General features: G+C 70.0%; 17 protein-coding genes. 6 read left to right on the forward strand and 11 right to left on the reverse strand.

The features are described 5' to 3' along the window. The first annotated feature begins 50 nt into the window (after window positions 1-50). On the forward strand, window positions 51-2,003 hold the full coding sequence (locus tag AC0IY1_RS19725) for a potassium transporter Kup (protein WP_471771730.1): 1,953 nt from the start codon (window positions 51-53) through the stop codon (window positions 2,001-2,003). A gap of 119 nt (window positions 2,004-2,122) precedes the next feature. Here the strand turns inward: AC0IY1_RS19725 and AC0IY1_RS19730 are convergent, their stop codons facing one another. The 4 genes from AC0IY1_RS19730 to secA all read right to left on the reverse strand — a co-directional run bounded on the left by AC0IY1_RS19730 (window position 2,123) and on the right by secA (window position 6,832). Then, window positions 2,123-2,386, reverse strand: a complete 264-nt coding sequence (locus AC0IY1_RS19730; protein WP_471771732.1) for a hypothetical protein — start codon at window positions 2,384-2,386, stop codon at window positions 2,123-2,125. Between the two features lie 189 nt (window positions 2,387-2,575). Further along, entirely contained in the window at window positions 2,576-3,262 is a 687-nt protein-coding gene (locus AC0IY1_RS19735; RefSeq protein ID WP_471771734.1) for a cell wall hydrolase, read from the reverse strand. Between the two features lie 265 nt (window positions 3,263-3,527). Continuing rightward, window positions 3,528-3,941, reverse strand: a complete 414-nt coding sequence (locus AC0IY1_RS19740) for a GNAT family N-acetyltransferase (protein ID WP_471771760.1) — start codon at window positions 3,939-3,941, stop codon at window positions 3,528-3,530. Continuing rightward, complete coding sequence (gene secA, locus AC0IY1_RS19745; protein ID WP_103708146.1) at window positions 3,938-6,832, reverse strand: preprotein translocase subunit SecA; 2,895 nt, start codon at window positions 6,830-6,832, stop codon at window positions 3,938-3,940. Before secA ends, AC0IY1_RS19740 begins: the two co-directional genes overlap by 4 nt. Window positions 6,833-7,393: 561 nt before the next feature. Here secA and AC0IY1_RS19750 point away from each other — a divergent pair. Then, on the forward strand, window positions 7,394-8,305 hold the full coding sequence (locus tag AC0IY1_RS19750; protein ID WP_471771736.1) for a peptidylprolyl isomerase: 912 nt from the start codon (window positions 7,394-7,396) through the stop codon (window positions 8,303-8,305). A 6-nt stretch (window positions 8,306-8,311) separates the two neighbouring features. On the opposite strand, the gene AC0IY1_RS19755 is transcribed toward AC0IY1_RS19750, so the two are convergent. The 5 genes from AC0IY1_RS19755 to AC0IY1_RS19775 form a co-directional block, all read right to left on the reverse strand. After that, a complete protein-coding gene (locus AC0IY1_RS19755; protein WP_471771738.1) occupies window positions 8,312-9,487 on the reverse strand; it encodes a GGDEF domain-containing protein in 1,176 nt (391 codons plus the stop codon). A gap of 154 nt (window positions 9,488-9,641) precedes the next feature. Next, window positions 9,642-10,937: an HlyC/CorC family transporter gene (locus tag AC0IY1_RS19760; RefSeq protein ID WP_055946772.1), complete on the reverse strand. Its 1,296-nt coding sequence runs from the start codon at window positions 10,935-10,937 to the stop codon at window positions 9,642-9,644. 65 nt (window positions 10,938-11,002) lie between these two features. Continuing rightward, on the reverse strand, window positions 11,003-13,873 hold the full coding sequence (locus AC0IY1_RS19765; protein WP_471771740.1) for a PAS domain S-box protein: 2,871 nt from the start codon (window positions 13,871-13,873) through the stop codon (window positions 11,003-11,005). After that, window positions 13,870-14,988 carry a 3-dehydroquinate synthase gene (gene aroB, locus AC0IY1_RS19770; RefSeq protein WP_055946766.1) on the reverse strand — a complete coding sequence of 373 codons (1,119 nt, stop codon included), beginning with the start codon at window positions 14,986-14,988 and terminating at the stop codon, window positions 13,870-13,872. Before aroB ends, AC0IY1_RS19765 begins: the two co-directional genes overlap by 4 nt. Then, the gene (locus AC0IY1_RS19775; RefSeq protein WP_471771742.1) at window positions 14,985-15,641 is read right to left on the reverse strand and encodes a shikimate kinase; all 657 of its coding nucleotides are present in this window, start codon (window positions 15,639-15,641) and stop codon (window positions 14,985-14,987) included. Before AC0IY1_RS19775 ends, aroB begins: the two co-directional genes overlap by 4 nt. 226 nt (window positions 15,642-15,867) lie before the next feature. Between AC0IY1_RS19775 and AC0IY1_RS19780 the strand changes: the two genes are divergently transcribed. Then, window positions 15,868-16,020 carry a hypothetical protein gene (locus AC0IY1_RS19780; RefSeq protein WP_055946764.1) on the forward strand — a complete coding sequence of 51 codons (153 nt, stop codon included), beginning with the start codon at window positions 15,868-15,870 and terminating at the stop codon, window positions 16,018-16,020. 113 nt (window positions 16,021-16,133) lie between these two features. Beyond that, a complete protein-coding gene (locus AC0IY1_RS19785; RefSeq protein ID WP_471771744.1) occupies window positions 16,134-17,105 on the forward strand; it encodes a site-specific tyrosine recombinase XerD in 972 nt (323 codons plus the stop codon). A gap of 63 nt (window positions 17,106-17,168) precedes the next feature. Here the strand turns inward: AC0IY1_RS19785 and AC0IY1_RS19790 are convergent, their stop codons facing one another. Together AC0IY1_RS19790 and AC0IY1_RS19795 are read right to left on the reverse strand one after the other, a co-directional pair. Further along, window positions 17,169-18,440 carry an AI-2E family transporter gene (locus tag AC0IY1_RS19790; RefSeq protein WP_471771746.1) on the reverse strand — a complete coding sequence of 424 codons (1,272 nt, stop codon included), beginning with the start codon at window positions 18,438-18,440 and terminating at the stop codon, window positions 17,169-17,171. A 163-nt stretch (window positions 18,441-18,603) separates the two neighbouring features. Beyond that, complete coding sequence (locus AC0IY1_RS19795) at window positions 18,604-19,080, reverse strand: molybdenum cofactor biosynthesis protein MoaE (protein WP_103708140.1); 477 nt, start codon at window positions 19,078-19,080, stop codon at window positions 18,604-18,606. A gap of 291 nt (window positions 19,081-19,371) precedes the next feature. On the opposite strand from AC0IY1_RS19795, the gene AC0IY1_RS19800 reads away from it, so the two are divergent. Beyond that, window positions 19,372-20,391, forward strand: a complete 1,020-nt coding sequence (locus AC0IY1_RS19800; RefSeq protein ID WP_471771748.1) for a gamma carbonic anhydrase family protein — start codon at window positions 19,372-19,374, stop codon at window positions 20,389-20,391. A 195-nt stretch (window positions 20,392-20,586) separates the two neighbouring features. Continuing rightward, window positions 20,587-20,859, forward strand: coding sequence for a hypothetical protein (locus AC0IY1_RS19805; RefSeq protein ID WP_082512846.1), 273 nt, complete (start codon window positions 20,587-20,589; stop codon window positions 20,857-20,859). Window positions 20,860-21,025: the final 166 nt, after the last annotated feature.

Here is a 21,025-nt window from a genome sequence, read left to right on the forward strand (position 1 = left end):
GAAACCGCGCCGCGAGACGTTGGGCTCGCAACGAGCCTCGATCGAGCCGAATGACGCAGACCGCCCCTTCGAGCGCGCCCGCTGCCAAATCCGAGGGAGCCGGCAGCCCGCCTCCCGTGGCCGATGGGGCCGCCGAGACCGCGCGTGCGCATGCGCCGGCGAGCCTCTGGACCCTGGTCCTCGGCTCCATCGGCGTCGTCTACGGCGACATCGGGACGAGCCCGCTCTACGCCTTCCGCGAGGCCCTGGTCTCCGCGCGCGCCGACGGCATCCTGCTGCGCGAGGAGGTCCTCGGCGTCGCCTCGCTGATCCTATGGGCGCTCGTCCTCATCGTCACCATCAAGTACGTCGTCATCCTGATGCGGATGGACAACAACGGCGAGGGCGGCATCCTCTCGCTGATGGCGCTTGCCCGAACCGCCCTGGGCGGCTCGCGCGTGGTCTTCATGTTCGGCCTGCTCGGCGCCTCGCTGTTCTACGGCGACGCCATCATCACGCCGGCGATCTCGGTGCTCTCGGCGGTGGAGGGCCTGAAGCTCGTCACGCCCGCCTTCGACGCCTACGTGCTGCCCATCACCATCGCGATCATCGTGCCGCTGTTCCTCATCCAGGTCCGGGGCACGAGCAAGGTCGCAGCCTTCTTCGGGCCGATCATGGCGGTATGGTTCGGCGCGATGGCGCTGGCCGCCCTGCCCCATATCATCGCCAACACCGACGTGTTCTGGGCCCTCAACCCGTACTACGCCGTCCACTATCTCCTCGGGCACGGCACGGGAGCCCTGGTGGCCCTCGGCGCGGTGTTCCTCGCGGTGACGGGCGCCGAGGCCCTGTTCGCCGATCTCGGGCATTTCGGCCGCCGCCCGATCCAGATCGCCTGGCTCGGCCTCGTCGGGCCCTGCCTCGTGCTGAACTACTTCGGCCAGGCGGCGCTGGTGCTGTCGAAGCCCGACACCACCGACCCGTTCTTCCAGCTCGTGCCCGAATGGGGCCTGCTGCCGATGGTGCTGCTCGCCACCGCCGCAACGGTCACGGCGAGCCAAGCGGTGATCACCGGCGCCTTCTCCCTGTCGCGCCAGGCGATCCAGCTCGGTCTGCTGCCGCGCCTCGAGATTCGCCACACCTCCGAATCGCATTCGGGCCAGATCTACCTGCCGCAGATCAACGCCCTGCTGCTGGTCGGGGTCGTGATCCTGGCTGTGCTGTTCCGCTCGTCGGCGGCCCTGGCCTCGGCCTACGGCATCGCCGTGACGGGCACGATGCTGATCACCGCCAGCCTCGCATTCCTGGTCCTGTGGAAGACCTGGAAGTGGTCGCCCTGGGCCGCCGGGCTCACGATCCTGCCCTTCGCGGCGGTCGAGTTCCTGTTCCTGCTGTCGAACATGCTGAAGGTGTTCGAGGGCGGCTACGTGCCCCTGCTCTTCGCGGGCGCCCTGATCGTCATGATGTGGACCTGGGTGCGCGGTGTCGGCATCCTGATCAACAAGACCCGCAAAACCGACGTCCCCCTGACCGAGCTCGTCAGCATGCTGGAGAAGAGCCCGCCACATCACGTCCGTGGCACGGCTGTGTTCCTCACGAGCGACCCTTACATCGCTCCTGCCGCCCTGCTGCACAATCTCAAGCACAACAAGGTGCTGCACGAGAAGAACGTGGTGCTCACCGTGGAGACCGTGGACACGCCTCGGGCCGCGGAAGCCGACCGCATCCACATCGAGCCGATCGGCCCCCACTTCCACAAGGTCGTGATGAAGTTCGGCTACATGGAAACGCCGAACATTCCCCGGACCCTGACATTGCTGCGCAAGCAGGGCTTCAAGTTCGACATCATGGCGACGTCGTTCTTCCTGTCGCGGCGCTCGATCCGCCCGGCCGCCCATTCGGGCATGCCCCTGTGGCAGGATCGGATCTTCATCACCCTGGCCAAGAACGCCAACGACGCCACGGACTTCTTCCAGATCCCCACCGGCCGCGTGGTCGAGGTCGGGACCCAGGTGACGGTATAGAGGACCGCGTCCGGGCGGCCTGCCGGTCCGAAAGGCCGTGGCAGGCAAGCTTCCCGGCTTCCAGGCGAAGCATGCACCGCGGCAGGCGGATCAGACGGGACTGTAGGGCAACCGCAGACTCACGCCACGGCCGATGGTTGCGGCGCCATCGCCCCCGCGGGCCGGCTCGCGGCAGTCTCGGGGATTCCGCCACGCAGCGCCAGATCGATGGGTCCGCCGAGGCCGGGCAGCGGCGCGGCGCGCCGATGCCCGGGACGGGCGTAGTGGGCCCTGAGCAGGGATGTCCGATCGAGGAGGTGAGCCTCGACGCGATCGTTCAGGCGTCCCACCGGCCCAGTCAGCGCGTCGAAGCCCTGGGCGAGAGCGCGGACGATCGCGCGCATGCATGCCGTTGCGAGGTGGGCGACCGGCCGAAGGACGTTCATCGTGATCCGCGGGTGAGGAGAAGGTCCGCTTCCAGATAGGGTCGCGGCCCCGCTGGTCCCCGCGACCGAAAGCGGCACGCGGGCCGCCGGAACGCGAAGCGTGTCAGGATCCGGTCGGCGGTTCGCCGCGGCGTTCCTCGTGTCGGCTCAGGGCCTCGGCAAGTTGAGGACGGGCGGCGGGATCAGCGGCTCCGGCGCCAGGGCGGCCGGCGTCAGCGCGACACGGCTGCGGGCGGCCATCGGTGCCTTGGCGGCCGCCGCGGGCTTCTCGGCGGCGGTGGCCCGCGCCGTACGGATCGGGGCCGCATGATGCTCCGGCGCCGAGGCGGCCGGAATCGTCGTGCGAGCAGGCGCGGTCTCGACCGGGACGGGGATGGCGGCGGCCTCCGCAGTCACCGGAGCCGCGACCACGGGCATCGTCGGCGCCGCAGGGGCCTCGGCGGATGCGAAGGCGAGCGCAGTGGCGGGCACGGGCGGCGTGGCCTGCTCGACGGCTCCGGGCTTGCGCTTCTCGTAGAAGGCGTTGCCCCCGGCCACCGCCACGTAGTGCATGTTGTTGTAGGGGAAGCGCAGGCCGGCCGTGTGGAAGTACATCGCCCGCCCGACCTTGGGGTGGCGCTGGCCGTCGAGGACGGCATCGGTCACCTCGGCGACCTTCTGCAGGCTCTTCTCGTCCATCGTCTTCGTCAGGACGCCGGGGGCGAATTGCCGGGGCTGACCGACCACGGCGCAGATCCCGCCGTTCGGGAAGGCGGCGGCCTCCAGCCGGTTCATCACCACCGTGCCGACGGCGAGCAGGCCTTCGGCGTCGCTGCGATTTGATTCAAAGTACATCGCCCGACCGAGACAGTCGCGCTCCTCATCGGTGACAGACACCGGCCTGGCTGCAAGCGTCGAACCTGTCACCGTGGGTGCACCCGTATAGGTATTGCAACCACCGAGACTGGGAGTCACCAGGAGAAGACCAAGTAGAGGCAGCGTCGTCGCCGATCGGATTTCCTGCATGCCGTCTCGCTCCACTCCCTCAAGCGTATCCATATGGCTTGACCACCAAATGGGTTCGTTTCTGGGCAGGGGCGGCGATTTCGAGGCGGCGGGTTCAGGCCTCGCGGTCGTAGCGAAAGGCATCCGCCACCCGCGGCATCCCAATCTGATCGTAGAAGGTGACGGCCCCGGGGGCGGCCGTCAGAAGGAGCGAGACCTGCGGGCCGACCGCCGCGCGGGTGGCGGCGATGAGGCCCCGGCCGATCCTGAGGCCCTGCGCCGAGCGGCTCACCGCGAGATCAGAGAGATAGGCGCAGAACGCGAAATCCGTGAGCGTACGGGCGATTCCAACGAGGTCGCCGTCGCGCCGGGCGGTGACGACGAGATCGGCCTGCGCCAGCATCCGGGCCAAGCGCGACAGGTCGTCGATGGGGCGGCGCATGGCGAGTCCCGACTCGATCAGGACGCGGCGGAACTCCGCCGCGTCGAGATCCGGCTCGATGCCGTAGGCGATCGCCGGCACGCTCAGGCCGTCAGCGTCCCGTGGCAGTGCTTGTACTTCTTGCCCGAGCCGCAGGGGCACGGCTCGTTGCGCCCGACGCGGCCCCAGGTGGCGGAATCGTCCGGGTTGCGCTCCAGGACGGCGGTGTCCGTGGCCATCTCGCGCGCGGCGTAGCCGTAGGCGGGACCCGCGCCGCCGTCGCTGCCGGACCCGAGGCCGGCCATCTCGTTCTCGCCCGTGACCGGATCGAGGTGCTGGGCGAACATCGGCGGCAGGCCGGGCTGAGCGAACAGGTTGTCGGCTCCCTCGGCGGGCGGCTCCTCGTACATGATCTCGATGCGCGAGAGCTGCTGCGTCACCTGCTCGCGCAGGGCGGCGACCAAGCTGTTGAAGAGTTCGAACGCTTCGGACTTGTACTCGTTGAGGGGATCGCGCTGAGCGACGCCGCGCCAGCCCACCACTTGGCGCAGGTGGTCGAGGGTGACGAGGTGCTCGCGCCAGAGGTGGTCGAGGGTCTGCAGGAGCACCTGCTTCTCGACATAGGTCATCACCTCGGGCGTGTTCTTCTCCGTGCGTTGGACATAGGCCTCGTCGGCGGCCTGGCGCAGGCGGTCGCGCATCTCCTCGTCGGCGATGCCCTCCTCCTTCGCCCAATCCTCCACCGGAACGTCGAGGTTGAGCACGGTCTGGACCCGCTCGCGCAGGCCCTCGATGTCCCACTGCTCGGCATAGGCGTTCTCGGGCACGTGCACCGCCACGAGGTCGTCGACGACGCCGTGGCGCATCTCGTCCACGGTCTCGCGCACGCTTTCCTGGCCCATGAAGTCGCGGCGCTGCTCGAACACCACCTTGCGCTGGTCGTTCATGACGTTGTCGTACTTGAGCACGTTCTTGCGCATGTCGAAGTTGCGCGCCTCGACCTTCTGCTGCGCCTTCTCGATCGCCTTGTTGATCCAGGGATGGATGATCGCCTCGCCCTGCTCCAGGCCGAGACGGGTCAGCATGCCGTCCATGCGGTCGGACCCGAAGATCCGCATCAGGTCGTCCTGGAGCGACAGGTAAAACTTCGAGCGGCCCGGATCGCCCTGGCGACCGGAGCGGCCACGCAGCTGATTGTCGATGCGGCGGGATTCGTGGCGCTCGGTACCGATGATGTAGAGACCGCCCGGCAGGGCGACCTTGCGGCCCGCGGCCGGGTCGGCCGGCTCGCCTGAGGCCAGGACCTTGTCGCGGTTCTCGGCGATCTCGGCTTTGATGGCCTCGATCTTCGCGTCGCGCTCCGGCCCCTCGGGCAGGTTCGCGAGTTCCTTCTCCACGCGCATCTCGACGTTGCCGCCGAGCTTGATGTCGGTGCCGCGGCCGGCCATGTTGGTCGCGATGGTGATGGCGCCGGGCACGCCGGCCTCGGCGACGATGTAGGCCTCCTGCTCGTGGAAGCGGGCGTTCAGCACGGCGAAGCGCTTCGTCACCCGGCCCTCGCGCGCGGCGGCGTAGACGTCGGTCAGGGCGTTGGGATCCGAGTAGTCGAGCTGGCGGAAGCCCGCCTTGACCAGCATCTCGGCCAGGTGCTGCGACTTCTCGATCGAGCCGGTGCCGACCAGGATCGGCTGGTGGCGCGCATGCGCCTTCTCGATCTCGGCGATGATGCCGTCGTACTTCTCGCCCACCGTCCGGTAGACCTCGTCGTCCTCATCGACGCGCTCGACCTCCTTGTTGGTCGGGATGTCGACGACTTCGAGCTTGTAGATCTCCGCGAACTCGTCCGCTTCGGTGGAGGCGGTGCCGGTCATGCCGGCGAGCTTGGAATAGAGGCGGAAGTAGTTCTGGAAGGTGATCGAGGCCAGGGTCTGGTTCTCGGGCTGGATCGTCACCCGCTCCTTGGCCTCGAGGGCCTGGTGCAGGCCCTCCGAGTAGCGCCGGCCCTGCATCATGCGACCGGTGAACTCGTCGATGATCACCACCTCGTCGTTCTTGACGATGTAGTCCTTGTCCAGGGTGAACAGGGTGTGGGCACGCAGCGCCAGGTTCACGTGGTGAACCAGGGAGACGTTGTGCGCGTCGTAGAGGTCGCCTTCCTTCAGCAGGTCCGCGCCGCGCAGGAGGTCCTCGACGAACTCGTTGCCGCTCTCGGTCAGCGAGACCGTGCGCTGCTTCTCGTCGAGGTCGTAATGCTCGCGTTCCAGATGCGGCATCAGAGCGTCCACCGAGACGTAGAGCTCGGAGCGGTCGTCGACCGGGCCGGAGATGATGAGCGGGGTCCGGGCCTCGTCGATCAGGATCGAGTCAACCTCGTCGACGATCGCGAAGTTGTGCCCGCGCTGCGAGAGCTGGCTGAGCTCGTACTTCATGTTGTCGCGCAGGTAGTCGAACCCGAACTCGTTGTTGGTGCCGTAGGTGATGTCGGCGGCGTAGGCTGTCTTGCGCTGCTCGTCGTCGAGGCCGTGCACGATGGTGCCGACGGTGAGACCGAGGAAGCGATAGACCCGCCCCATCCACTCCGCGTCGCGGGCGGCGAGGTAATCGTTCACGGTGACGACGTGGACGCCGAGACCCGAGAGGGCGTTGAGATACACCGGCAGGGTCGCCACCAGGGTCTTGCCCTCGCCGGTGCGCATCTCGGCGATGCCGCTCTCGTGCAGCACCATGCCGCCGATCAGCTGCACGTCGAAGTGCCGCTGGCCGAGCACGCGCTTGGCAGCCTCGCGCACGGTGGCGAAGGCGGGCACGAGGATGTCGTCGAGGGTCTTGCCGGCGGCGAGCTCGGCCTTCAGCATCGTGGTCCGGGCCCGCAGGTCGTCGTCCGAGAGCGCGGCGACCTGCGGCTCCAGGGCGTTGATCTCGGCCACACGGGGACGATAGCCCTTCACGCGCCGGTCGTTGGACGAGCCGAAAATCTTCTTGGCGAGGGCACCGAGCATCGTGAACCTACGGTCGATCGAAAAGTCTGAAGGCGAATGTTGGCCGGGCTTATAGAGGTAAACACGGGCCGGCGCATCCGAAAGAGCCGGCCCGCGTCCACACCGGGGTATCGGTGAGGCCAGGTCAGCGCGGGGCGAACGGAGAACGCCGAGCGGTGGCACGCCCGGAGGGGCGCTGAACCGGCTTTGGTCCGGCCAACGCGGAGGAGCCGCGTTTCGATCCGGGGCGTGATTCGCCTGCGCAAGCCTCGCCTGCGCGAGTCCCCCTCCTCATGCGGAGGATGCGGGCACGCCCGTCCCGGCCGCTCGGGGGATCTCCCCGCATCGTGATCGCCCGACGCAGGGGTCGGAGCGACGGAGAGGGACAGCGGGAAGGCGCCTCACGTGCGCCGGGATTTCGACCGCGCGATGCTGCGGCCGTGCTTGCCATCGGGGAGTGCACGCGCCACCTGATGACGCGGAAAATCCGCGGCCCCCGGCCGCACCTCTCTCGACTGCCCCTGCGACGACCTCCGACCGGACCTGCGCCGGGACGTGGGCGGCGCTCCCAAGGACGCCTCCATGACGATGATCAAGTCCCTTTCGCGCTCCAGCCTCCTGCGCACGGGCGCCGTTGCTCTGGCACTCGGCCTGCCTCTGGCCTCGGCCCAGGCACAGGCACAGGCACAGGCTCAGGCGCCGGCGGCTGCGGCCCCGGTCGCTCCCGAGACCGTGGTGGCGAAGGTGAACGGGGCCCCGATCACCGCGGGAGACCTCGCCATCGCGGCCGAGGATCCCGCCCTTTCCCTGCCCGGTGTCGACGACGCCCAGAAGAAGTCGCTCCTCGTCGACTACATGATCGACCTCAAGGTCGGGGCCCAGGCAGCGGAAGCCGCCAAGGTCAGTGATTCGCCGGACTTCCAGCGCAAGCTCGCCTACTTCAAGGACAAGCTCCTCCTCGACGAGTACCTGGAGCGCGAGGCCAAGAAGGCGGCGACGCCGGAAGCCGCCAAGGCCCTCTACGACCAGACCGTCAAGGCGATGAAGCCCGAGGAGGAGGTGCATGCCCGCCACATCCTCGTGGAGAGCGAGGACGAGGCCAAGAAGATCGCCGCGCGGATCAAGGGCGGCGAGGATTTTGCCCGCGTCGCGGCCGAGGTGTCGAAGGATCCCGGCTCGAAGACCGAGGGCGGCGACCTCGGCTGGTTCACCAAGGAGCGCATGGTCGCTCCCTTTGCCGAGGCCGCCTTCAAGATGAATGCGGGGCAGGTCTCCGACCCGGTCAAGACCCAGTTCGGCTGGCACGTGATCAAGCTCGAGGAGAAGCGCACCAAGCCGGTCCCGACCTTCGATGAGATGAAGGAGCAGGTGGACCAGTACCTGACTCGGAAGGCGCAGCAGGACCTGATCCTGAAATTGCGGGAGGGGGCCAAGATCGAGCGCACGGCGGCCGCTCCGGCCGTGGCGCCCGCCCCGGCTCAGAAGGCGCCGTAACCTGCCTCAGGCGACCCGGCGCAGCGGGTACGAGGCGGGCTCGGTCCGTCCACGCCCGTTGCGCTTGGCCCGATAGAGTGCGGCATCCGCGCGGCTGAGCAGGGCATCGAGTCGGCGTGCCGGCGCCGCGGCATCGGAGCCCTGCTCCGGTACCGCCAGACCGATGCTGACGCCGATCGCGAGGTGCGGCAGTTCCGGTACGGCGATCCGAGCCACGGCGCGGCGCAGGAACTCGGCCTGGGCCAAGGCTTCCTCCGGGGCAAGTCCGCGCAGGAGGCAGCCGAATTCCTCGCCGCCCATCCGACCGAAGATCGCGGAACCCGACAGCAGCGCCGACACGGTGTGGCAGAATCCGACGAGGACGCCATCGCCCACCGCGTGGCCGTACCGGTCGTTGATAAGCTTGAAATGGTCGAGGTCGAACAGGAGCAGGGTGACGGCACCACCCTCCGCCAGAGCAGCCTCGGCTTGGGCCACGAAGGCGCGCCGGCTGAGGATGCCGGTCAGCGCGTCGGTGTCGGCGGCGAGCCGTTGCAGGCGCTCGGCCCGCTCCTTCGTCAGCGACATGAACACGAAGGCGATCGCCAGGGTGAAGAGCATGCCGGCAAGGCACAGGATGGTCAGCCAGGGCGTCTGCAGCGGATTCGGGATGGTCTGCGGCGGCGCGACGATCGCGAGAGGCACGCGGATCCAGTAGGCCGAGGTGTAGAGCAGCAACAGGGCAACCCCGGGATAGCGCGACACCAGGGGTTCGGCGCGGGCTCGCCAGATCTCGCGAGCAGCCAGCAGGCAGAAGCCTCCGGCGAGGCTCGAGGCCAACATCACCCGGGCGGGAACCGAGGCGAAGAACGCCGGGACCAGGCAGCTCGCCCCCCAGAGCGCGATCGACACCGTGATCGGCGCGAGGCATGCGCGCCGCCCCTCGAACGCCCGGGTCCCGGTCCAGATCAGGCCGTAGGCGCCGATCATCACGCCGTTGGCGACCCCGATCGAGACCCAGTCCGGGATGATCCCGCGCAGGGACAGCAGGGCCGAGGCCATCGCACCGGTGATGTGGGCGACGCCCCAGATCGCCAGGGCGTGGACGTGGCGGGCCTGGCTCCAGGACAGCAGGAACAGGCTTCCGACCATGAAGGTCAGGATCACGGTCACGAGCAGGAGGGTCGGGGCATCGAGCAGCATCGATCGGTTCCGCCCCCCCCTTCACGCGTTCGATTGTCGGAAGCCGCTCGCCTCTACGGGACAGCGTTCCAGAGTCCGAATCCATCCTAAACGATCAGGGTTACGCAGATCTGGACACCCGCGGCCCGTCGAAATCTCTACGGACGATGGGTTGTCACGGCTCCGCCTTGCGCGGACCGGGACCAAGGGGGGTGATCCGAAGGGCGGTGATCCGGTTGCGGGCCTTGCGCAGGACCTGAAAGCGGAAGCCGTGGAAGTTGAAGGCGGTCCCGGTATCGGGAATCGCCCGGGCCTCGTGGATGACCAGCCCCGCGATGGTGGTGGCCTCGTCGTCCGGCAGGTCCCAGTCCATCGCCCGGTTGAGGTCGCGGATCGGCACGCTCCCGTCGGCATGCACCGAGCCGTCGCCCTGGGGCCGAACCCCGGACACGGTGACGTCGTGCTCGTCGGCGATGTCGCCCACGATCTCCTCGAGAATGTCTTCCAAGGTCACGAGGCCCATCACCTCGCCGTACTCGTCGACCACCAGGGCGAAGTGGGTCTTCTTGGTGAGGAAGGCCTTCAGCTGGTCGCGCAGGGAGGTGGTGTCCGGCACGAACCAGGTCTCCAGCGCCAGGGCCTCGACCTTGAGTCCGGAGGCGTCGCCGCCGGCGGCGTCCAGCGCCCGCAGGAGATCCTTGGCGTGGAGCACGCCAACGATGTTCTCCGTCGTGCCGCGCCAGAGGGGCATGCGCGTGTAGGGCGAGGCCAGCACCGCGCGCACGATCTCCTCCGAGGGCAGGTCGGCGTCGATGGTGCGCATCTTGGTGCGGTGGACCATCACTTCCGAGACGGTGAGGTCGGACAGGTCGAGGAGACCGCCGAGCATATCACGCTCGGCCTTGGCCACGCCGCCCTCGCGATGCAGGAGGGCGACCTGGCCGCGGATCTCGTCGGTGGCCGACAGAATGGTCTGGCGCTCGCCGATCCGGACGCCGAAGGGCCGGAGCATCCCACGCACCAGGGCCTCGATGGCGAGCGCCGCCGGCCCGAGCAGGGCCACCGCGAAGGCCACCGGCCGGGCCATGACCAGGGCGGCGCTGTCCGGCTTGTTGATCGCGAGGGTCTTGGGCAGCACCTCGGCGAAGATGATGACCAGGACCGACATCACCCCGGTGGCGTAGAGGACGCCACTCTTGCCGAAGAGGGTGGTGAGCACGCTGGTGGTGAAGGCCGAGGCGCCGATCGCCACGATGTTGTAGCCGATGAGCATGGCGCCGATGAAGCGCTCGCGGCTCGCCAGGATGGCGTTGACGAGGCGCGCGCGCGCGTCGCCGGCATTCTCCAGGGCCAGCATGCGGGCCCGGGACGCCGCCGTGAAGGCGGTCTCGGCACCCGCGAAGAAGGCCGAGAGCAGGAGCGAAATCGCCACGATGCTCGCGGCCAGCCAGAGATCGGTATGGGGTTCCATGTGTGCCGATGCCGGAGGATGTCGTCAGGTCGAGCCGTTGATTACCACGTCGCGGGCCGGGCCATTCACGCCCCTTCGGTCCCGGCGATGAGTTCCTTGATGCGTCCGGCGAGCGCCTCCATCACGAAGGGCTTGGTCAGCACCTGCATGCCGGGCTCAAGGTATCCGTTGCCGAGCACGGCATTCTCGGCGTAGCCGGTGATGAACAGCACCTTCAGACCCGGCCGCACGACCCGGCCCGCATCCGCCATCTGGCGGCCGTTCATGCCGCCGGGCAGGCCGACATCCGTCACCAGGAGATCGAGCCGCACGTCGGATTCGAGCACCTTGAGACCGGCCGCCCCGTCCGCCGCCTCGATGGCGGTGTAGCCGAGGTCCTCCAGCACCTCGGTCACGAGCATCCGCACCGTGGGCTCGTCGTCGACGATGAGCACGGTCTGGCCCTGCTCGGCCCGGGGCGCGTGGGCGAGGTCGGCCTCGCCGTCGCGGGCCTCGGCCTCCCCGTAGTGGCGGGGCAGGTAGAGGCACACCGTCGTACCCTGGCCGACCTCCGAATAGATCCGCACTTGGCCCCCCGACTGACGGGCGAAGCCGTAGATCATCGAGAGGCCGAGGCCCGTGCCCTCGCCCAGGGGCTTCGTGGTGAAGAACGGGTCGAAGGCCCGGGCGATCACCTCCGGCGTCATGCCGGTCCCGGTATCGGTGACGCACAGGGAGAGGAACTGCCCCGGCTCCAGGTCGCGCTCGCGGGCCGCGCGGACGTCGAGCCACTTGTTGGCCGTCTCGATGGTGATGCGACCGCCCTCCGGCATGGCATCGCGGGCGTTGATGCAGAGGTTGAGGAGCGCGTTCTCGAGCTGGTTCGGATCGACCAGGGCGGTCCAGAGCCCGACCGCGCCGACCACCTCGATCGTCACCGCCGGTCCGACCGTGCGGCGCACCAGCTCCTCCATGCCGGCGATGAGGGCGTTCACGCTGGTGGGCCTGGGGTCGAGGGTCTGTCGGCGCGAGAAGGCGAGGAGGCGGTGCGTCAGCGCGGCGGCGCGCTTGGCCGCGCCCTGCGCCGCGTTGATGTAGCGGTCGAGGTCCGTGACCCGTCCCTGCGCCATGCGGGCCTGGAGCAGTTCGAGGCTGCCGGAGATCCCCGTGAGCAGGTTGTTGAAGTCGTGGGCCAGCCCGCCGGTGAGCTGGCCCACCGCCTCCATCTTCTGCGCCTGGCGCAGGGCCTCCTCGGTCCGACGCTGGTCCGTGATGTCCCGCCCGATGATGGTGAAGGTCTCGCCGTCGGGCGCTGCCGTCCACATCACCGTGCGCCGCTCACCCGCCTTGGTGAAGACGCGGTCGACGAAGCCGGTCACCGTCTCGCCCCGCGCGAGTCGGCGGACCACCTCGGCCGTCTCGGCATGGTCGGCGGGATCGATCAGCGCCGCGAAGGGCTGGCCGAGCAGGGCGTCGTCGTCCCAGCCGAGGGTGCGGCCCCAGGCCGGATTGATGGTCTTCAGGTAGCCGTCGAGCCCGGCCGTTCCCATCAGGTCGGTGGTGGTCTCCCAGATGCGGTCGCGCTCGCGGGTGCGGCGCTCGACCTGACGCTCCAGGCTGGTGTTCAGGCGTGCCAGTTCGGCACTCGTGGCCTTCTGGTCGTCGATGTCGGTGTTGGTGCCGACCCAGCGCAGGATGGTGCCGTCGGCCGCCCGGATCGGCTCGGCCCGCACCAGGAACCAGCGATAGGCTCCGTCGTCGCGGCGGATCCGGAACTCGCCCGCGTAGGGACGACCGTCTTCGAGGCAGGATTCCCAGGCTTCCACCGCCGCGCGGTCCGCGGGGTGGACGAGGCCGGCCCAGGCCGCGCCGCGGACGCCGTCGCGGGCGGGGCCGCAATAGCTGGCACAGGCGGCGTTGGACCAGTCGAGGGCGCCGGTGGCGGAGGCCGCCCAGACGTGGATCGGGACCGCCTGCGCGAAGGCGTGGAACTGCGCGTCGCTCACCCGTCGCGCGGAGGTCGCGCGGCTGCGCTCGGTGGCCGCGCGCACGCGCTCGGCGACGTTGCGCATGAAGGCGAGCTCTTCGGGCGACCAGGACCGGGCGGTGGCATGGTTCAGATAGAGCAGCGCGACGAAGCCGCCGTGCTCGGTCAGCGGCATGTTGACGAAGGAGTGCGCGCTGATCGCCTTCAGGGCCTCGGCGCCGGAGGCGGTGCGCGGATCGGCGTCGGCATCGCTGCAGATCACGGTCTCGCCGCGCTTCAGATCCTCGATGTAGGAGCCGTAATTGCGAAAGTGCAGGGTTCCGGCGAGGCTCCGGATCCCCGGGGCGTTCCAGTCACGCTCGATCAGGATGGTCTCGGCCTTGGCATCGATGGTGCCGTAGCCGGCGCGGCTGACCCCGAGGGTGGTGCCGAGGATTTCCGCGGCCGCGTACGCGATGGCGGCGGTGTCGTCGAGGTCGCGCAGCCGGTCGCCGAGTTCGGCCACCGCGATCCGCCTGGCCTCGGCGGCACGTCGCTCCTCGACGTCGATGGCGAGGACGAAGAAGCCCTCCACCGCGCCGGCCGCGTTCCGCCGCGGGATGTACTGGATGGCGCAGGCCCGATGCCGGCCCTGCCCGTCCGGAAGCACGCCGTCGAACGCGATGGTCTCGCCGGCCAGGGCCCGGTCCATGTCGGGACGGCACTGAGCGAACATCTCGGCGCCGAGCACCGCGCGGGCATGGCGACCGACCAGGGTCTCGACGCCGCGCCCGAACCTGGTCTCGTAGTCGCGATTGTTGAACCGGACGATGTAGCCGCGGTCGAGATAGGCGACGAGCACCGGGAGCGCGTCGGTGATGAGGCGCAGTTCCGCCTCGCGCTGTCCCGCGGGCGTGCCGCGCAGGCGGGCGACCTCGGCCTCCAGCGCAGCGATGCGGCGATGCAGGCCCTCGGTCCCGGGATCGCTCAAGCGGCACTCAGTTCGGCATTCAGAAAGGCGCGGACCTCGGCGCCGTCGATGCCGGGCGCGATGAAGCTCTGGCCGATGCCGCGGGCCAGGATGAAGGTCAGCGCGCCGTCGCGCACCTTCTTGTCCTGCGCCATCGCCGCCACCAGGGCATCGGCGTCGCCGCAGCCGCCGGGCACCGCCTGGAGCCGGGTCGGCAGGCCGGCCAGAGCCAGGTGGTTGGCGACCCGGCCCGCGTCCTGGCCCGGGCACAGGCCGAGGCGGGCGGAGAAGCGGAAGGCCAGTGCGAGGCCGATCGCCACCGCCTCGCCGTGGACGAGGCGGGCGGACTCGTAGCCGGTTAGGCGCTCCAGGGCATGCGCGAAGGTGTGGCCGAGGTTGAGCAGGGCGCGCTCGCCGTCCTCGCGCTCGTCGCGCACCACCACGCCGGCCTTGGAGCGGCAGCAGATCGCCACGGCCTCGTCGCGCTCCGGCCCGCCCGCGAAAATCCCGGCCCAGTGCGCTTCGCACCAGTCGAAGAAGGCGGCATCGTTGATGAGGCCGTACTTGGCCACCTCCGCGTAGCCCGCCCGCATCTCCCGCTCCGACAGGGTGTCGAGGGTGGCGGTGTCGGCGAGCACCAGGCGGGGCTGGTGGAAGGCGCCGATGAGGTTCTTGCCGTGGGGCGAGTTGATCCCGGTTTTGCCGCCGACCGAGGAATCGACCTGGGCGAGGAGACTGGTGGGCGCCTGCACGAAGCGCACGCCGCGGCGCAGGGTGGCGGCCGCGAAGCCCGCCAGGTCACCGACGACGCCACCGCCGAGGGCCACCACGAGGTCGTTGCGCTCGACCTTGTGGGCGAGGAGCCCGTCGCAGACCGCCGCGTAGGTGGCGTAGGATTTCGAGGCCTCGCCAGGGGCTACGGTGACGAGGCCCGAGCGCAGGCCTGCCGCCGCGAGGCCGTCCTGCAGACGCGCGCCGTAGAGGGCGGCCACGTTGGTGTCGGAGACGATCACCGCCGCCTTCGCCCCGAGGGCAGCCACGTGCCGGCCGGCCTCGTCGAGGAGGCCGCGTCCGATCAGGATGTCGTAGGCCCGCCCCTGATCGAGGGGAACGGCCACGGTGAGGCGGTCGGTCACTGGGCTGCGATCCCGGTCTGCGAGGGTCGGTTCAGGTAGGCGTCGAGGGCTTCCATGACGTCCTGCACGACCCGGTCGTGGGCGACGTCGCGGGAGATCACCTCCACGTCGGCGGTGGCGTAGACCGGATGGCGCTGGGCCATGAGCTGGCGCAGGGTCTCCTCGGGGTCTTCGGTCTGGAGGAGCGGGCGCCCGCCGCGCTTGCGGACCCGGCGCATCAGCACGTCGAGCTCGGCCTTCAGCCAGATCGAGACGCCGCCCTCGGCGATGCGGGCGCGGGTCGTCTCGCGCATGAACGCGCCGCCGCCGGTGGCCAGCACCAGGGGACCCTCGCGCATCAGGCGGGCAATGACCCGCTCCTCGCCATCGCGGAAGCTCGGCTCGCCGTAGATCGCGAAGATATCCGGGATCGTGAGCTTGGCCGCCGTCTCGATCTCGTTGTCGGCATCCTTGAACATCAGGCCGAGGCGCGTGGCCAGGCGCCGGCCGACGGTACTCTTGCCAGCTCCCATGAGGCCGACGAGCACGATCGACCGGTGCCCGAGGGCCCGGCGGAGACGCAGTTCGATCGGCTCGCCGCCGGCGGCGGCGTCCGGCGGTTCACCCGGGGGCGGGACGCCGCCCTGAGGAGGGACTTCGGTCATCACGTTCATCTACACATCGTTGGGCGGGTCTTAGCGCGTTTTCCGGTGGGGGCGAAGCACCCGGGACGGCGCGCGCACCGGAATGCCGCGCCGCCTGTGGCCGCGAAGTCATTGCCATCGGCGTCGGCCCGTGATGCAACCCCAAGCTTGTCGTCAGCCACATCCGGCTCCTGAAGCCATCTGGCCCCCGAGGCGCGCTCACGTCCCCAGCGCCGCACGATCGAGGTTCGTCCGAGTGCCGACCCTGTTCCGTTTCCTCGCCACCCTCGCCATCCTGGCCGGGCTCGCCTTCGCGGGGATGTTCGCGCTGGCGACCTTCGTGGTGCCGACGCCGCGCGAGATGAGCGTGACCATCCCCGCCTCGAAGCTCCAGCCGCCGAACCGGTGACGCGGGCACCGACCCCTCATCCGAACCGGGCGGCCAAGACCGCTGCGGTCAAAATTCCTCCGGCCGAAATCCCCGGACCCGAGACCCCCGCCACAGGGATGCCCGCGGTCGAAATGTCCGCGGGCGACCTCCTGATCCGCGACTACCTCGACATGCTCGCCGCCGAGCGGGGCGCGGCCGCCAACACCCTCGCGGCCTACCGACGCGACCTCGCGGACTACCTCGCCGCCCTGGCACGGGGCGGGCACGACCCCGTCGCGCTCGAAGCGGCGCCCCTGCGGGCCTACCTCGCCGACCTCGAGACGCGCGGCCTCTCGGCAGCTTCGGCGGCACGGCGTCTGTCCTGCATCCGGGGCTTCCACCGCTTCCTCTACGCCGAGGGCCTGGCCGAGGACGACCCCAGCGCCCCGATCGGCGGTCCGCGCCGGGTCCGGGCCCTGCCCAAGGTGCTTTCGGTGGCGGAGGTCGACCGGCTTCTGGCCGTGGCGCGCCAAGGTGCGACTGGCCCGGAGACGACAGCCCAGGGTGCGACCGCTCAAGGTGCGACCGGTGAGGGCGCGACCGGAGACGGAACCGCGGCGCGCGCGCGGGGCACGCGCCTGCTCTGCCTGATCGAGCTTCTCTACGCCACGGGCCTGCGCGTCTCGGAACTCATCGCCCTGCCCCGGGCGGCAGCCTCCACGAAGGAGCGCTACCTCGTGGTCAAGGGCAAGGGCGGGCGCGAGCGGCTGGTGCCGCTCACGGAGATCGCCCGGAGCGCCATGCGCGACCACCTCGCCCACCTGCACGCCGAGGGCCCCTGGCTGTTTCCCGCCGACAGCGAGAGCGGTCACCTGACCCGGCAGTCGTTCGCCCGCGATCTGAAGACGGTGGCGGCGGCGGCCGGCCTGCGGGCGGACCGGGTCAGTCCGCACGTGCTGCGCCACGCCTTCGCGAGCCACCTCCTGCAGAACGGCGCGGACCTGCGCATCGTCCAGGAACTCCTCGGCCACGCCGACATCTCGACGACGCAGATCTACACCCACGTCCTCGACGAGCGCCTGAAGAGCATGGTCCGCGACCTGCATCCCCTGATGGACGAGTGAGGCCCGGCGGCGGCACGAGCCGCCGCCGGACGCTCCGAACCCGCCCCACGACCGAAGGGCGTCTCAGTCCTCCGTCTCCTCGTGCAGGGTGTCCTCGATATAGAGCTGCGCCAGCAGCACCTTCGCCACCGCCATCAGCGGCAGGGCCAGGGCGATGCCCCAGAGGCCGAAGATCACGCCGAGCACGAGCTGCCCGGCGAAGATCGTGGCCGGAGGGATGTCGAGGGCCTGCTTCTGGATGAAGGGCGTCAGCCCATAGCTCTCCAGGGTCTGCACCGCGAGGTAGACGCCGAGGGCCCCCAGCAGCGCCGTGGTGCCCGAGGCCAGGGAGGCCAGCAGGATCACGACGCCGGCGATCAGCGGGCCGATGGTCGGGATGAAGGCGAGCAGCCCGGCCTGGAGGCCCAGGATGAGGGCGCCGCCGATGCCCAGGAAGGCGAGGCCGGCCCAGGTGCAGACGAAGATCACCGCCATGGTGATGAGCTGGCCGAAGAGCCAGTGGCGCAGGGTCTCCCCCATGCCGTCGAGGAGGGCGGTGGCGCGGTCGCGATGCGCCGGCGGCACGAAGCGGACGAGCCCGTCCCGGTAGGCGCCCGGATCTGCCGCCACCGAGAGGCCCAGGAAGATGATGACGAGGGCGTTGCCGAGCGCGCTGAACAGGCCGATCACCACGGTGGCCGCCGGCCCGAGCACGCTGCCGGCATCCGACAGCAGCGAGCCGGGGCTCTTCATCGCTCCCGAAGCGAGACCCGTGAGGCCGCCGGGCTTCTGGCCCGAGGACAGGGAACCGTCGTCGCGCCGAGGACTCGAATCGCCCCCGCCGCCGGATTTCGCGTCCCCGCCGGGGGCGCCGTCCTTGCTCTCTCCGCTCGCGTTCTCGCCGTCCTTGTTGGGCCCGCCGCCGTTGTTTTCACCGCTCTTGTTTGCATCGCCCTTGCCCGGGACGATCTCGGGCACGTCGATACCGTAATCCTTCAGCCGGTCGCGCACGGTGCCGGCCTGGGACGCCACGGTCTGGCCGAGGTCCCGCCCCTGCTGCACGATCGTGGCCCCCCCGAAGGCGATCAGGGCGAGGGTCAGGCCGGCGAGCACGAGACTGACGAGGCTGAGGCGCAGGCCCCGGCCTGCGGGCAGCACCTGGCCGAGAAGGCGCGTCAGGCCGTCGAGGAAGACGCCGAGCAGAATGCCGGCGAAGACGAGGAGCAGCGTCGAGGCCGCCATCCAGGCGAGTGCCAGGACGGCGATGAAGGACACGACGGCGATGCCGGAGACGGTCAGGGACCAGCTGCGCGGGCGCGGACCGGCGGGCTCCTCGCTGAGGAAGGGAATGGCCATGAACGGTTTGGGCTCCTGGCATGCCGGGTCGGGCACGCGGATTTCGGGCGGGTCACCGGGCAGGCCCGTCCGCGCTGCGCCCGGCCCATCCTGCGGGAGGATGTCGCCAGCTCACCTTGGGTTCCGCCGCCTGGTGCCGCGACCGGTCGGCATCGGCGCAAGGCTAGCGCGGGGCGCCGGCTTCCTGGTCCCAGCGCGCAGCGGCGCGGTCGTCGGCCTCCGTCGCCTCGACCCACCCGCCCGTGGTGCCGTCGGCGAGGTGCTCGCGCTTCCAGAACGGGGCCCGCGTCTTGAGGTAATCCATCAGGAAGCTCGCGGCCTCGAAGGCTGCGATCCGGTGGCTGGACGCGGTGACCACGAGGACGATGCCCTCCCCCGGGGCCACGAGTCCGTGGCGGTGGATGACGCATACGCCCTGGAGCGGCCAGCGCGCGCGCGCGGTCTCGACCACCCGGCCGATCTCCGCCTCGGCCATGCCGGGGTAATGCTCGAGTTCGAGCCCGGTGAGGCGGCCGCGCTCGTCGCGGCACAGGCCCGTGAAGGTGACGATGGCGCCGACGCTGCCGCCGAGATCGCGGCTGAGCCGGGCGATCTCGGCGCTCGCGTCGAAGGGTGCGCTCTGGATGCTGACATCGGGCATGGGCTTCCCCGGGCTGACCTCGGAACGGCGGTTGGGAACAAGGCGACTGACGACAGGAGGCGAAAACGGGCGCTCGACAGCAGGGGGTCCGGAACCGGGACTTGGGCGAGGCACTTGGGCGAGGGGCTTGGGCCGGTGGTTTGGGCGAGGGGCTTGGGCGAGGGGCTTGGGCGGACCGCCTTCGGGCGGTACACCCTTGACGAGGCCCGGCGAACCTGACCTCACGGGCACGGGCGCTCTATGCCCCCGAACGCCCGGCGATGCCACCGGGATGCGAAGGACATTTTCGCCGTGACCCCAGAGCTGATCCTGCCCCATGAGGGCGCCCTGCCGGTGTTCTCGGCCCGTCCGGTCTGGTGCGGTCGCGCGAGCACGGTGATCGGCGACGCCACCCTCCGCGCCCAGGCCTGGCTCGGCGACTACAGCGTGATCCGCGCCGACGGGGACCGGATCGTCATCGGCGAGCGCTTCTGGCTCGGCCACCGCTCCACCGTGCACATTGCGACCAACACCTATCCGACCCTGATCGGGGACCGGGTGACGGTGGGCCGCAACGCCGTGGTGCATGCCTGCACCGTCGGCTCGGACGTGGTGATCGAGGACGACGTCATCGTGCTCGATGGGGCGAGCGTGGAAAACGGTGTCCTGATCGAGGCGGGGGCCACCGTCTTCCCGCGGGCGCACCTCGCCGCCGGCTTCGCCTATGCGGGCAGCCCCGCCAAGGCGGTGCGGGCGATCAGCCTGCCGCAGATCGCCGAGCAGGCGGAGCGCCTGCGCGAGGCCTCCGGCGACCTGCCGGCGCTCCCGCCCGCCGACGAGCCGGACCCCGATCCCAGCGTCTACGTCGCCCGCACCGCGCGCCTGCGCGGCCGGATCGCCCTCGGGGCCGGCTCCACGGTGCTGTTCTCCTGCGACCTCCACGCCGAGGTCGGTCCCATCGTGGTCGGGGCCAACACCAACATTCAGGACAACACCGTCATCCGGACCCGGGGCGAGGGCGTCGTCTTGGGGCGCGACACCACGGTCGGGCACAATGTCCGCCTCGTCGACTGCCGCATCGGTGCACGCAGCCTCATCGGCATCGGCTGCGTCGTCGCCCCCGGCACCGTGATCGCCGACGACGTGCTGCTGGCCGCCGGCGCCACCACCGATCCGGGCCAGCTCCTGGAGGGCGGCCATCTCTGGGGCGGACGCCCGGCCCGCATCCTCGGGGTCCTGGATGCGGAGAAACGCACCATGATGGCCCGGGTGGTCGAGGGCTACGTCGCCCACGGGATGGCCTATCGGCAGGCGGAAGCGGCGCTGGCGTAGCGTCTCCGGCTCGCGAAGAACGGCACGGCCTCAGGTATTGCCGTGCTGTTCAAGCCGCATCCGCAAGATCGGCGCCCGATTTTCATCCCGGCATCATAGGGAAAATCGATGCAGGGACGCACAGAAGTTTTTGGGAACGCCGCGCGCCGAGCCGACGTTGTTCGGCCCCCAATGCAGTGGTGCAAGGAGTTCTTCATGAAAGCCGTCACACTCGCCCTCGCCAGCACGTTCGCCCTCAGCACGGTCGCCTTCGCCGCCGGCAGTGGCCCGGGATCCGCCAACAACGCACCCGGACAGGAGATGCAGCAGAACGGATCTCAGTACGGTGCCCCCGGCGCCTCGGGTTACGCGCCCGGCCATGAGAAGGGCGCGACCACGGGCTCGACCGGCCATTCGGGCGCGGGATCCCATGAATCCGGCACCGCCTCGGGCAGCACCGGCACGAAGTCCGGCACCGGCAGCCGCTGAACCGGAAACGACGAAGGGCCCGGAACGCGCCGGGCCCTTCCTTGTCCGTCTGTCCGTGGTCCGTCCGTTCGTGACGGCCTCTGGCGTCGCTCAGGCGGCGCGCACGGTGGCCAGGAAGCGCTGGACCTCGGCGCTGAGGTGCTCGGACTGGCGCGAGAGCTCCGAG

It is taken from the genome of Methylobacterium sp. AC690, from assembly GCF_979256535.1.

Coding starts and splice junctions, on each gene's coding strand:
- AC0IY1_RS19735 (WP_471771734.1), bottom strand. CDS start 3,262: ATGTACTTTGAATCAAATCGCAGCGACGCCGAAGGCCTGCTCGCCGTC.
- secA (WP_103708146.1), bottom strand. CDS start 6,832: ATGCTCGGTGCCCTCGCCAAGAAGATTTTCGGCTCGTCCAACGACCGG.
- AC0IY1_RS19755 (WP_471771738.1), bottom strand. CDS start 9,487: ATGCTGCTCGATGCCCCGACCCTCCTGCTCGTGACCGTGATCCTGACC.
- AC0IY1_RS19725 (WP_471771730.1), top strand. CDS start 51: ATGACGCAGACCGCCCCTTCGAGCGCGCCCGCTGCCAAATCCGAGGGA.
- AC0IY1_RS19790 (WP_471771746.1), bottom strand. CDS start 18,440: ATGGCCATTCCCTTCCTCAGCGAGGAGCCCGCCGGTCCGCGCCCGCGC.
- AC0IY1_RS19750 (WP_471771736.1), top strand. CDS start 7,394: ATGACGATGATCAAGTCCCTTTCGCGCTCCAGCCTCCTGCGCACGGGC.
- AC0IY1_RS19730 (WP_471771732.1), bottom strand. CDS start 2,386: ATGCGCGCGATCGTCCGCGCTCTCGCCCAGGGCTTCGACGCGCTGACT.
- AC0IY1_RS19775 (WP_471771742.1), bottom strand. CDS start 15,641: ATGAACGTGATGACCGAAGTCCCTCCTCAGGGCGGCGTCCCGCCCCCG.
- AC0IY1_RS19795 (WP_103708140.1), bottom strand. CDS start 19,080: ATGCCCGATGTCAGCATCCAGAGCGCACCCTTCGACGCGAGCGCCGAG.
- AC0IY1_RS19785 (WP_471771744.1), top strand. CDS start 16,134: ATGTCCGCGGGCGACCTCCTGATCCGCGACTACCTCGACATGCTCGCC.
- AC0IY1_RS19805 (WP_082512846.1), top strand. CDS start 20,587: ATGAAAGCCGTCACACTCGCCCTCGCCAGCACGTTCGCCCTCAGCACG.
- AC0IY1_RS19760 (WP_055946772.1), bottom strand. CDS start 10,937: ATGGAACCCCATACCGATCTCTGGCTGGCCGCGAGCATCGTGGCGATT.